Annotated in this window: 12 protein-coding genes; 10 read left to right on the plus strand and 2 right to left on the minus strand. The window is 70.2% G+C overall.

Going from position 1 to position 12386, the window contains the following annotated elements; translation table 11 throughout:
* Positions 1-51 precede the first annotated feature (51 nt).
* The 7 genes from IG86_RS0131880 (at position 52) to IG86_RS0131910 (ending at position 5956) form a co-directional block, all read left to right on the plus strand.
* Positions 52-303 (plus strand): thiamine-binding protein, encoded by a 252-nt coding sequence (locus IG86_RS0131880; protein WP_078848537.1) that lies wholly within the window; start codon positions 52-54, stop codon positions 301-303.
* Positions 300-683 (plus strand): helix-turn-helix domain-containing protein, encoded by a 384-nt coding sequence (locus IG86_RS0131885; protein WP_030822351.1) that lies wholly within the window; start codon positions 300-302, stop codon positions 681-683. Before IG86_RS0131880 ends, IG86_RS0131885 begins: the two co-directional genes overlap by 4 nt.
* Positions 684-837: 154 nt before the next feature.
* Positions 838-1344 carry a 2-oxo-4-hydroxy-4-carboxy-5-ureidoimidazoline decarboxylase gene (uraD, locus tag IG86_RS0131890; protein ID WP_030822354.1) on the plus strand — a complete coding sequence of 169 codons (507 nt, stop codon included), beginning with the start codon at positions 838-840 and terminating at the stop codon, positions 1342-1344.
* Positions 1345-1352: 8 nt separating this feature from the next.
* On the plus strand, positions 1353-1742 hold the full coding sequence (uraH, locus tag IG86_RS0131895; RefSeq protein ID WP_030822356.1) for a hydroxyisourate hydrolase: 390 nt from the start codon (positions 1353-1355) through the stop codon (positions 1740-1742).
* Position 1743: 1 nt separating this feature from the next.
* Entirely contained in the window at positions 1744-2667 is a 924-nt protein-coding gene (gene pucL / locus IG86_RS0131900) for a factor-independent urate hydroxylase (protein ID WP_030822359.1), read from the plus strand.
* A gap of 194 nt (positions 2668-2861) precedes the next feature.
* Positions 2862-4262: an 8-oxoguanine deaminase gene (locus IG86_RS0131905; protein ID WP_030901528.1), complete on the plus strand. Its 1401-nt coding sequence runs from the start codon at positions 2862-2864 to the stop codon at positions 4260-4262.
* A 302-nt stretch (positions 4263-4564) separates the two neighbouring features.
* Positions 4565-5956 carry a nucleobase:cation symporter-2 family protein gene (locus IG86_RS0131910; protein ID WP_078906102.1) on the plus strand — a complete coding sequence of 464 codons (1392 nt, stop codon included), beginning with the start codon at positions 4565-4567 and terminating at the stop codon, positions 5954-5956.
* Positions 5957-6073: 117 nt separating this feature from the next.
* On the opposite strand, the gene IG86_RS0131915 is transcribed toward IG86_RS0131910, so the two are convergent.
* Together IG86_RS0131915 and IG86_RS0131920 are read right to left on the minus strand one after the other, a co-directional pair.
* Complete coding sequence (locus IG86_RS0131915) at positions 6074-6661, minus strand: 3'-5' exonuclease (protein ID WP_030822365.1); 588 nt, start codon at positions 6659-6661, stop codon at positions 6074-6076.
* A gap of 49 nt (positions 6662-6710) precedes the next feature.
* Positions 6711-7901 carry a GDSL-type esterase/lipase family protein gene (locus IG86_RS0131920; protein WP_244306183.1) on the minus strand — a complete coding sequence of 397 codons (1191 nt, stop codon included), beginning with the start codon at positions 7899-7901 and terminating at the stop codon, positions 6711-6713.
* A 323-nt stretch (positions 7902-8224) separates the two neighbouring features.
* On the opposite strand from IG86_RS0131920, the gene IG86_RS0131925 reads away from it, so the two are divergent.
* The 3 genes from IG86_RS0131925 to IG86_RS40295 all read left to right on the plus strand — a co-directional run bounded on the left by IG86_RS0131925 (position 8225) and on the right by IG86_RS40295 (position 12301).
* Positions 8225-9967: an Hsp70 family protein gene (locus IG86_RS0131925; protein ID WP_157854945.1), complete on the plus strand. Its 1743-nt coding sequence runs from the start codon at positions 8225-8227 to the stop codon at positions 9965-9967.
* Positions 9968-10106: 139 nt separating this feature from the next.
* A complete protein-coding gene (locus IG86_RS43295; RefSeq protein ID WP_157854946.1) occupies positions 10107-10712 on the plus strand; it encodes a hypothetical protein in 606 nt (201 codons plus the stop codon).
* Between the two features lie 2 nt (positions 10713-10714).
* Positions 10715-12301, plus strand: coding sequence for a serine/threonine-protein kinase (locus IG86_RS40295; protein ID WP_157854947.1), 1587 nt, complete (start codon positions 10715-10717; stop codon positions 12299-12301).
* The last annotated feature ends 85 nt before the right edge of the window (positions 12302-12386 follow it).

The following is a 12386-nucleotide window of genomic DNA, read 5'->3' on the forward strand; positions in this document are numbered from 1 at the left end:
ATGTCAAGTGCGGACTCCCGAAAAATCGAGACAGCGCGGTAGCTTGACGGCGTGCGATTGAGAGTGGAGTTCACGACCGAGCCCTTCGATCTCGAAGAGGCCCCCGACCACGCCGTGGCGGCTCGCGAGGTCATCCAGAAGGCCCAGCTGGAGGCGGTGGACGTCGGCCCGTTCGGCAACACCGCGGAGGGTGAGGCCGACCGGGTGCTGTCCGCGGTGACCGCGCTGCTGCGCGACTCCCTGGAGGCCGGGGCCACGCGCGTCACCCTCCAGGTCAACGTGATCGGCGAGGAGACGCCATGACCGAGCCCCGCGACCACCCGTTCGTCACCGCGGTCAAGCCGCTCGTGGACGCCATGGGCGGCGAGCTGATGGACCCGGCCCAGGCCACGCCCGACGACGTCGTGCTCAGCTGGGAGGGTCAGGACCTGCTCGCGGTGCGCCTGCCCCAGCTCTCGGACTCGCTCGACCACATCCTCGCCGCGCTGGAGCGCCGGCACGGCGTACCGTTGTCGCAGCTCGACCGGAAGTCCAAGCAGGACGTCGTGCGGATACTGGAGGCGCGCGGCGCCTTCTCCGTCCGGCACGGTGTGGAAACGGTCGCGGGCGCCCTGGGGGTAAGCCGCTTCACGGTTTACAACTACTTGAACAGGGAAAACCCCAGCAAAAACAGCCAAGCGTGAACATCGCCTGACCCACAGTGACGAGCCGCCGCCCAATTCACCCGGGCGGCGGCTTTTGTGTACGGGAAGTTTCAACAAAGTGTTGACGCCGTGTTGTGGAGAGCGTTAGCTATGCGCAGCCCGTCAAAGCAACAACAGGCCACGGAGGCCTACCGTGACTTCGAGTCCGACCCCGGGTCTCACCCGGATCAACACCTTGGACGACAGTGCGGCCACGGCCGAGCTGCACGAGGTGTGCGCCAGCTCGGCGTGGGGGAGCAAGATGCTCGCCCAGCGCCCCTTCGCCACCGTGGAATCCCTGTTCGCCGCGAACGAGACCGCCATGGCGGAGCTCACCGCGGAGGACCTGGCCGAAGCGATGGGAGGCCACGCGCCGATCGGCCGGCCGAAGCCGGGAGACCCGACCTCCGCCCGCGAGCAGCGCGGTATGGCCGGTGCCTCTGAGGAGCTCAGGAACGAACTCCTCGAACTGAACCTGGCCTACCAGGAGAAGTTCGGCCACGTCTTCCTCATCTGCGCCACCGGTGCGACCGGTGAGTTCATGCGGGACGCGGTCAAGGTCCGGATCGGCAACTCGCCGGAGCAGGAGCGGGAAACCGCCCGCGGCGAGCTCGTCAAGATCAACCGGATCCGCCTGACCCGCCTCGTAGAAGGAGAGTGAGACCGACCATGAGCACCGAGACCACCGCGTCGGTGTCCACGCACATCCTGGACACCAGCATCGGCAAGCCCGCCGAGGGCGTCGCCATCTCCCTGTCGGCCCGTACGGGACTCGACGGCGAGTGGGCGGCCCTGGGCGGATCCGCCACCGATGCGGACGGGCGCTGCAAGGACCTGCCGGCGCTGCCGGAGGGCACCACCCACGTACGTCTCGACTTCGAGACCGAGACGTACTTCTCAAAGAAGCAAGCCGAGGCGCAGCAGGACGCCCCCCGCGTAAGGGACAGCGCTACGTTCTTCCCCGAGGTCACCATCACGTTCGCGGTGAACCCGGGCGAGCACTACCACGTACCGCTGCTGCTCAACCCGTTCGGCTACTCCGTTTACCGAGGGAGCTAGCATGGCCACGATTCTGGGCCAGAACCAGTACGGCAAAGCAGAGAACCGCGTCGTCAAGATCACGCGGGACGGCGACACCCACCACATCAAGGACCTGAACGTCTCGGTCGCCCTCTCCGGCGACATGGACGACGTCCACTACTCCGGCTCGAACGCCAACGTCCTGCCGACGGACACCACCAAGAACACGGTGTACGCGTTCGCCAAGGAGTACGGCATCGAGTCCGCCGAGCAGTTCGGCATCCACCTGGCGCGCTGGTTCGTGAACAGCCAGGAGCCGATCCAGCGTGCGCGCATCCGGATCGAGGAGTACGGCTGGGACCGGATCGCCACGTCCGACGCCAACTCGAAGTTCATCGGCGCCGACGAGGTGAAGCACTCCTTCGTCCGCCAGGGCCAGGAGACCCGCGTCACCCAGATCACGTACGACGGCCAGAACTGGGAGGTCATCTCCGGCCTCAAGGACCTGGTCGTCATGAACTCCACGAACTCCGAGTTCTGGGGTTACGTGAAGGACAAGTACACGACCCTGCAGGAGGCGTACGACCGCATCCTGGCCACCCAGGTGTCGAGCCGCTGGCGCTTCAACTGGTCGGACGACGAGCAGCGGATGCCCAACTGGGAGAAGTCCTACGCCGAGACCCGCAAGCACATGCTGCAGGCCTTCGCGGAGACCTACTCCCTGTCGCTGCAGCAGACCCTGTACCAGATGGGTTCGCGCATCATCAACCACCGTTCGGAGATCGACGAGGTCCGCTTCTCGCTCCCGAACAAGCACCACTTCCTCGTCGACCTGGAGCCCTTCGGCCTCAAGAACGACAACGAGGTGTACTTCGCCGCGGACCGTCCGTACGGTCTGATCGAGGCCACGATCCTGCGGGACGGCGCCGACGCGCGCATCCCGGTGGACATGACCAACCTCTAAGAGCGCGGCACGCGCGTCCCGGGGCTCTCCGCAGTGGCCCCGGGACCGCGCGACACGACCCAACTTCCTGAATCGGCACCCGGACGCACCACATGGGGCGGCAGTACTGTCAGCTGCCAAGGCCCCGGCTCCGGCACTCAAATCCCCTGGGTCTTGCCGTGCCCGTACCGCCACTGAAAGCACGAGGAAGTCCCATGGCAGCATCGGCAGCCCATGACAGCGCCGTCGAGCGCATCGTCATCGAGAACTGTGCGATCGCGACCGTCGACGCCAATGACACCGAATACGCTTCGGGCCACATCGTCGTCGCAGGCAACAAGATCGAGTTCATCGGTGCGGGCAAGGCCCCCGAGAACCTCGAGAACGTGGTCCGCCGCATCGACGGCACCGGGCACCTCGTGACCCCCGGTCTGGTCAACACGCACCACCACTTCTACCAGTGGATCACGCGTGGTCTGGCCACCGACCACAACCTCTTCAACTGGCTGGTCGCGCTGTACCCGACGTGGGCGCGCATCGACGAGCAGATGACGTACACGGCCGCGCAGGGCTCCCTCGCCGCGATGGCCAAGGGCGGTGTGACCACCGCGATGGACCACCACTACGTCTTCCCCAAGGGCTCCGGCGACCTCTCCGGCTCGATCATCCGCGCCGCGTCCGAGATGGGCGTCCGCTTCACCCTCGCCCGCGGCTCCATGGACCGCAGCGAGAAGGACGGCGGCCTGCCGCCGGACCACGCCGTCGAGACCCTCGAAGGCGCGCTGGCCGACACCGAGGCGACCGTCAAGAAGTTCCACGACGCCTCCTTCGACTCGATGACCCAGGTCGCCGTCGCCCCCTGCTCCCCCTTCTCGGTCTCCACCGAGCTGCTCAAGCAGGGCGCCGAGCTGGCCCGCCGCCTCGGTGTGCGCATGCACACCCACGGCAGCGAGACGGTCGAGGAGGAGAAGTTCTGCCACGAGCTCTTCGGCATGGGCCCCACCGACTACTTCGAGTCGACCGGCTGGCTCGGCGAGGACGTGTGGATGGCGCACAGCGTCCACATGAACGACTCCGACATCGCCGCGTTCGCGCGCACCAAGACCGGTGTCGCGCACTGCCCGTCCTCCAACGCCCGTCTGGCCGCCGGCATCGCCCGCGTCCCGGACATGCTGGCCGCCGGCGTCCCGGTCGGCCTCGGCGTGGACGGCACCGCCTCCAACGAGTCCGGTGAGCTCCACACCGAGCTGCGCAACGCGCTGCTGATCAACCGTCTGAACCCGGTGCACCGCGAGGCCGCGCTCAACGCCCGCCAGGCCCTGCGCCTCGGCACCTACGGCGGCGCGCAGGTCCTCGGCCGCGCCGACAACATCGGTTCGCTGGAGGTCGGCAAGTGCGCCGACCTGGTCCTGTGGAACCTGAACACCTTCCTGCACTCCTCGATCGCCGACCCGGTGACCGCTCTGGTCTTCGGTGCGGCCGCCCCGGTGACGGCCTCGTTCGTCAACGGCAAGCAGATCGTCGAGAACGACCGGCTGCTCTTCGCCGACGAGGACGCCATCGCGGTGTCCACGCGGGAAGAGGCCCAGCGCCTCGCGCGGATCGCGCAGGCCTGATCCCCCGGAGTCCGGCCGGGGGGGACGGCCCCCGGCCGGCCGCCGCGGACCCGAGCGGGGTCCGTGGGCAGCCGTTCCCGGGAGGCGCCCGAGGAAATCCGAAGGCGTCCCCGGGAGCGGTGACTCGTGCCACCAGCGCCATGGCGCATCGCGGAAGCGGCGATTGGGCGAATCGTTTCTGCACCCCTTGGGACAAGAAGTGGCTCCACCCACAACTTCATAAGCGCTCGACTCGCACCGCTTTCGCACCACCTCCATGACACCCACGTCCCTGCCGACGTGTTACCCGACCGGAGGAAGCCGTGGCCAACCCGCCCAGGTTTCGCAAAGACGCAGTCGCAGTACCGGAGGAGAAGCACCCGGTCGACGAGACCCTGCCTCCTCTGAAGATGTTCACCAGCGGCCTCCAGCACGTGGCCGCCATGTACGCGGGTGTTGTCGCCCCGCCCATGATCGTCGGACCGGCGGTCGGACTCTCCGCCACCGAGACCGCCTTCCTGATGGGCGCCTCGCTCTTCACCGCCGGCCTCGCCACCCTCCTGCAGACCCTCGGGTTCTGGAAGGTCGGCGCCAGACTCCCCTTCGTCAACGGCGTCTCCTTCGCCGGCGTGACCCCGATGATCGCGATAGGGAAGGGGGAGGGCGCGGACGCCCTCCCCGTCATCTTCGGAGCGATCACCGTCGCCGGGGCCATCGGCTTCGTGGCCGCCCCCTACTTCGGCAAGCTCGTCCGCTTCTTCCCGCCCGTCGTCACGGGTACGGTCATCACCCTGATCGGCGTCTCGCTCCTGCCCGTCGCCTTCAACTGGTCGCAGGGCGGCAACCGCACCGCCACCGACTACGGCTCGATGCAGAACATCGGCATGGCCGCCGTCACCCTGGTGATCGTCCTGCTCATGCGCAAGTTCCTGCGCGGCTTCCTCCAGCAGATCTCCATCCTGCTCGGCCTGGTCGCGGGCACCCTGATCGCCCTTCCGCTGGGGATGACCAGCTTCGACGCCGTCAAGAACGCCTCGGTGGTCGGCTTCCCGACCCCCTTCCACTTCGGCGCCCCGCAGTTCCAGGTCGCCGCGATCGTCTCGATGTGCATCGTCATGCTCGTCTGCATGACCGAGTCCACCGCCGACATCCTGGCACTGGGCAAGATCGTCGGGCGGCCCGCGGACGAGCAGGCCATCGCGGGAGGCCTGCGCGCCGACACCCTCGGCAGCGCGATCAGCCCGCTCTTCAACGGGTTCATGTGCAGCGCCTTCGCCCAGAACATCGGCCTGGTCGCCATGACCAAGGTGCGCAGCCGCTTCGTCGTCGCCGCGGGCGGCGGCATCCTGATCCTGCTGGGCCTGTGTCCGATGGCGGCCTCCGTCATCGGAGTGGTCCCGCTGCCCGTCCTCGGCGGCGCCGGCATCGTCCTGTTCGGTTCGGTGGCCGCCAGCGGCATCCAGACCCTGGCCGGCGCGGCCATGGAGAAGGGCGAGAACGCCCTGATCGTCGCCGCCTCCGTGGGCATCGGCCTGATCCCGATCGCCGCGCCGGAGTTCTACCACGCCTTCCCGAAGGACCTGCTGGTCGTCCTCGACTCCGGCATCAGCACCGGCTGCGTGGTGGCCATCGTGCTGAACCTGGCCTTCAACCACCTCGGAGCCAGGAAGGGCGCGGCCTCGGGGGCCGCACCCGAACCGGTGCCGGTCCACTGACCGGCAGAGGGAAGCACGGCGGTGCGCTCGCCACCCACTGCGGGTGTGGCGAGCGCACCGCCGCGTCCGGTACGAGCGAACCGCCGTGCGCCCGTACGTACATGACGGCGCGCCGGGTCAGGGCCGCCAGAGCATCAGGTTGCTCATCAGCTCGGCCTGCTCGATGGCGTCGTCGAGTGCGTGGTGCGTGTGGCGCCGCCGGGACAGCAGTTCACGGGGCATCCGCCCCTTGACCGCGGCCCGCAGCGGCACCCGCGCCTTCGTCGCGTAGAGGGTCTTCATGTCGAGGCACCCGGAGTGGCCGAAGGGGCTGTCCCCGCCGAACCGCATCAGGTACCAGTACAGGAACGTCCAGTCGAAGGACGCCGGATAGCCGCACATCACCGGCTGGGCGTCCGCGGACACCTTCCGCACCCACGCGCGGAACTCGGCCATCGCCGCCGCCGGGTCGGCGCCCTCCCGGACCAGCCGGTCGCGGTCCAGCCCGCTGACGGCCAGCGCCTCGGGCACGTACGCGTCACTGATCGGCCGCAACTCCCGGTAGAAGGTCCGCCTTTGCGGATCCGCGGCCGTATACGTCTCCCCCTCCTGCCGGCCGGCGACCGCGGCCCCGAAACTGATCATCGAATACGGTCCTGGAATGGGTCCGTCGGCCTCGATGTCGACGGAGATGTAGAGATTGGGACGTGCGGTGCGAACTGCCATGCGCGAGAGCATGCCAGCCGCACCGCCGTCGATCATCAGGTTTTCACCGCTATGGCGCGGGCGTCAGGAACATCCCGGTGTGGTCGCCGCCCGCGGTGTTCTTGCAGCTGGAGGCGGAGCCCGCGGGCTGCGCCACGGCCAGGGCCAGGCAGCGGCCGGCGGCCAGCTGGCCGTAGTAGTTGGGGTGCATGGACTCCTGGATCAGGCCCTGCGACTCGTTGTTGTCGATCCACCGCGCCCACTCGCTCGTCTTCCCCGAGGCCGGGACGGTGGCGCTCACCGGCTTGCTCGACTTCGCGCACACCTCGCGTCCCTGGAGCATGTCCCGCAGGTCCAGGAACTGCACGCCCTTGGCGGCGGCGACGCCCTTGATGCGGTTCGCGATCTGCGGCACGAGCGAGTCGCGCGCCCAGTCCGAGTCCCGGTTCCAGAAGGGGCAGCCGCCCGTGTTGAGCCGGCTCCAGTCGCTCTGCGTGTACCGGTTCTCGGCGCCGCGCGGGATCGGCGACGGGTAGGACTGGAGCACGATCCGGTAGGAGGAATCGGCGTACCCGGCGCCACGCATCACGGCCCGGATCTCGTCGACCGACTTGCCGACGTCCGCCATGACCGCGTCGATCTTCTGGTCGACGCCGTACTGCTGGTCGTCGTAGCAGTACGAGTTCCAGATGACGAAGTCGAGGGCGCAGTCCTTGATGATGTCGGCGAAGCCCAGGTCGTTGCCGCCGATGGACAGGGCGATGACCTTGACGTTGTTGCTCGCGGCCACCGCGGCCAGCTGGTCGGCCTGCGGGGCCTCGCCCTTGTAGGAGACACCGCCGTTGGAGGCGCGGAACACGTTCTGCGAGACGGCACCGGAACAGGCGAGGTTCACGGCGACGTCGGCGATCGCACCGGCGCTGCGGACCTCGGCCGAGTCGGACCGGTGACAGCCCCCGGCCGTGGCCCCGTACACCTTGGCGGGGTCGTAGGTGCTGCCGCTGACCCAGCCCCGGTCGGTGCCGTTGCGGTTGCCGGTGTTGGTCAGGCTGTTGCCCTTCCAGCGCCCGCCCTCGCCGGAGATGTAGCTGTCGCCCATGGACACCACGGCGGTGGGCCCGGTACCGGGGGCGGCGACGGCGGTCCCGGGGCCGCCGGCCAGCAGCGCGCCGGCGGCGAGCGGCACGGTCACGGCGGCACAGGCCAGCCGTCGCACGCGGCTGGCGTCCCGGTCCTTGCTGACGTTGCGGAATCCGATCACTGCGGAACTCCTGCGCTCGGCCACGCCGAAGCCGGCAACGTCCGTATCGGATGCGTCGCCGTTCGTGTGGCTGGGAAGTGGGGGTACCGCCGGCCGGTGGCATCGGAAAGGTGACACGGGCCCGCTTGTTACCGCTAGGTACATGCAAGTTACGAACCAGTAACGACCGATCGGTCGTTCGGGTCGGAGCCCCTCGGGTGCACGTCAACTCCCCTTCTGCGTGGAACAGCTGACGGACAGTCCGGAGATCATGCACCCTGTGTAACAATGAGCACCCTTCCGGGCGAGCGCAGGCACCGGGGAGGACGAGGGGGACGGCACGCATGAAGTACAGGGTTGTGGCTGCCATCGACTTCGGGACGCACGGCTCGGGCTTCGCCTGGGCGGTGCTGCCGGCCGGCGCGCAAGGGCCCGACCAGCGCCAGATCGACTATCCCGACCAATGGGACGACGCGCCCCTCACCTACCCGAAGAACCTCTCCGCCCTCTTCCTGGACCCCGACGGCAACGACCGGGACTGGGGGTACGCCGCCCGGCGCGCCGGCGCCGCGGGCGAGCCCGGCAGGCTGGAGCACGGCTTCAAGATGTGGCTGAGCCCCGAGGGCCGGGACGCCGCCCAGGGCCCCGGGGCCGGGCTCGTCGGCACTCCGGAACAGGCCGTCCCGCTCATCGCGGCCTATCTGCGCCGCCTGCGCGCCGCGGCCCTCGACCGCGTCGTCGGCGGCGGATTCATGGAGTCGGACATCCGCTGGTGCCTGACCGTCCCCGCCATCTGGGAGCCCGAGCAGCGCAACCTCATGCGCGACGCCGCCCGCCTGGCCGGATTCCCCGCCGACGACCGCGACCGGCTGATCCTCGTGACCGAACCGGAGGCCGCGACCGTCTACTGCGCCCAGGACAGCGCCGCCGGAATCGGCGGCCTCGGCTCCAGGGCCACGCTCGTCGTCGACTGCGGGGGCGGCACGGTCGACATCGCCGCCTACCGGTGCACGGCCGACGGGTCCCTGGAACAGCTGCGCCGGCCCTCCGGCGGAAAACTCGGCTCGAACTACATCAACCGCCGGTTCCAGGTCCAGGTGCTCGCCCCACGCCTCGGGCAGGCCGCGTTCAAGGCCCTGGAGGCGGCCCCGGCCCAGCTCCTGGAGCTGATGGACGACTTCGAACGGATGAAGACCCACTTCCGCGGGGACAGCGAGAGCCCGGTCAGCATTCCGATCTCGCTGAAGGCCAGCCGGATCATCGACCCCCACGGCGGCACCGACCGCCTCGCGGCGGAACAGCAGGGGGTCGACGACCACATCGTCATCGAACCCGACGTCATGCGGGGGCTCTTCCACGGCACGACCGAGCCCCTGGTGAAGCTGGTGGACACCCAGATCCGCGAGCTGCTCGCCGACCCTGTCGTCGCCGCCGACGGCCTGCGCGTGATCCTCGTCGGCGGATTCGCCCAGTCCCACTACGTCCAGACCCGGCTCGGTCTGCACCTGGAGCGGGAGTTCCCGGCCGGGGTCCAGCTGATGATCCCGCCGAACCCCTCCCGCGCGGTGCTCGGCGGCGCCGTGCACTACGCCTGCCGCCCCGAGGTCGTGCACGCCCGGCGCGCGTCCAACACCTACGCCGTCGAGATCTCCGAGCGGCGCAGGTTCGGCGCCGTGTTCCGGGAGTCCGAAGCCGTACGCGCGCTCACCATCACCAAGGTCAAGGGGCAGGGCGCCTTCCGCGACGGCGTCCTCGACCCGCTCGTCTTCATGGGGGAGTCCGTACAGGTCGGCAGCGAACGGACCTACACCTTCGTCCCGCTCACCACCGACCAGCCGGAGGTGGAGGTCGCGCTGTACGCCGTACCCGAGGTGAAGGACCTCACGGTCAACACGCCCGGCGCCCGGCGCCTGGGCACGGTCCTGGTCGACATCTCCGAATCGATCGGCGAGGAGAAGGTCGACGACCGCCGCGTGGACCTGTACTTCACCTTCGGCGGAACCGAGATCGGTGTGGCCGCGGTCAACCCGCGCACCGGAGAACGCCGCGAGACGGTCGTCGAGTTCGCCGGAATCCCCGAGCAGTAGGCAGCAGGCAGCACGAGAAGAGGTACGCGATATGGAGAGCTCAGGACCGGGCCCGTGGCCCGGCGGCACGCCCCCCGTGCCGTCCGCCGCGCCCACACCCCCCGCCCCCGCGCCGGACGGCGCGCGCATGCCGTGGCGGGTGTTCCAGGAAGTGAAGGCCCTGCGGGCGGAAGTCAGGTCCCTGCGCGCAGAACAGGAGGAGGCGAAGGGCCGGCTCGACAAGCTGTACGAGGTGGTGCACGGCCTGCGCGCCGACCGGACCACGGAACTGGAGAGCGCCCACCACGAGACCTCGCATGCCTACAGCGCCCTGCGGGACCGGATCATCGGCCACTGCCGCTCCGCAGCGGAAGCCGCCGCGGAGCAGCCCCACTACCGGGCGGAGGCCCACGTACGGCTCTCCGCGGCCCTGTTCCGCACCGTCCTCGGCGAGCATCCGGCAGCCGAGGAGGACTGGCACCGCACGGCGGCCGGGGTGCTGGGCGCGCAGGTGCCCCTGGGCCCGGTCACGGACCTGCACCGGCACACCGCCGAACTGCGCGCGCGCATCGCGGAACTGGGCGGCGTCCACCGGTGGAACTTCGAGCTGCGCCTGGGCCACGTCCCCGACCCCCGCCTGCACGAGGTGTGGCCCCGGTCCGACGAGCACGAGCCGCTCAGCCTCTGCGTCGCCCCCGCCTACCAGGTGGTCGGCCGGCCCCCGCACGTCCGGCCCCTCGTCCACACCGTGATCGGCCGGGTGTGACGGTGCCCGGCCGGCCACTGGAGGGCAGGCCGCTCGACGGCCGCTACCGGCTGGACCGGCTGCTCGGGCGCGGCGGCATGGGCGAGGTCTGGCAGGCCACTGACCTGAGGAACGGCACCGGCCTCGCCGTGAAGACGATCCTCGCGCAGTCCCTGGGCTCTCCCGAGGCGCGGGCCCGCTTCCGGCACGAGGCGCGGGCCCTCGAACGCGTCGTGAGCCCCTACACCGTGCGGCTGCTCGGATCCGGCTCCGACGGCGACGTCGACTACCTGGCGATGGAGTACGTGGCGGGGCACGGCCTGGACCGGGAACTCGCGGGCCGTTTCATCGCCGACCGCACCTGGCGCTGGGCGGCGCCCGTCCTGCGCGGGATCGTCCAGGGCATCGCCGACGTGCACGGCGCCGAGATCGTGCACCGGGACATCAAGCCGTCCAACGTGCTGCTCACCTCGGACGGTTCCGTCAAGGTCTGCGACTTCGGCATCGCCAAGCTCCTGGGGTCCGAGCCCTTCACCCAGCTCACGGCCCCCGGCCAGGCCATCGGCAGCGCCCCCTACATGCCCCCGGAGCAGTGGAACGGGGGACCGGTCACCTACCTGGGGGACCTCTACTCCTTCGGCTGCCTCGCGTACGAGCTGCTCACCGGAGTACGCCCCTTCGGCCCGTGCATCGACCGGGAGGACTACCGCAGGGCCCACCTGGAGCAGCGGCCCGAGCGGCTCTCCGCCCTGCGCCCCGACCTGCCGGCGGCGCTGGACCTCCTGGTGTCCGCACTGCTGGAGAAGCGCCCGGGGGACCGGCCGGCCTCCGCCGAACTCGCCGCCGTGGTCCTGGACGTGTTCCCGCTGGAGGCCCGCGGGACCCAGTGGGCCAGGCAGCGGCTCGCCGCCCACGACGCCGAGACCGACCGGATGCTGCGGGACGCCGAGAGCAACTGGCTGTCGAACCGGCCCGAGGCGGGGCTCGCCTCCAGCCGGGAGGTCGTCCGCCGCAGGGTGCTGGTGAACGGCCCGAACGCCGACGCGACCCTGCGGGCCCGCAGGGTGGAGGCGGACTGCCTGTGGGCGCTGGGGGACGTGGGCGAGGCGCTGCAGCTGAGCGAGCAGCTCGCCGAACAGCGGGTCGCGGTGCTCGGCCCGTACAACGACGAGGCGATCATGTCGCTGCGGGCGTGGGCCAGCCGGCTGTGGCACCTGGGGCGCCTCACCGAGGCCCTGGTGCCGCTGCGGCGGATAGCGGAGGCGCGCGCGGACACCCACGGGGACTACTCCCCGGAGTACCACCGGGCCAGTTACGACCTCGCGCTGTGCCTGTTCTCGTGCGGCCGCGGCGAGGAGGCGGCGCCGCTGCTGCGCGGCGTGGTGGCCGGGCGTACGGACCTGCTCGGCGCGGAGGCCCCGGAGACGCTGGAGACATCCCTCCTGCTGGGAGCCGTACTGCTGGAGCACGAGGGGGCGGCAGAGGCCCTCGCGCAGCTGGAGCCCCTCGAAGCCGCCCTCGACCGGGGCTGGATCCCGAACCAGCGGCCGCCGGACCACGCCCGCGCGCTCATCGAGAACGCGCGGCTGCGGGTGAAGCGCAAGCGCTGACCGCTGACCGCGGGTGGCGGGTGGCGGTCGGTGGGGCGGACGCGGCTCCGCCCCCGTGCCGTGGGCAGCGGGGGCGGAGCCGGCC

It is taken from the genome of Streptomyces virginiae, assembly GCF_000720455.1.
Classification (GTDB): domain Bacteria; phylum Actinomycetota; class Actinomycetes; order Streptomycetales; family Streptomycetaceae; genus Streptomyces; species Streptomyces virginiae.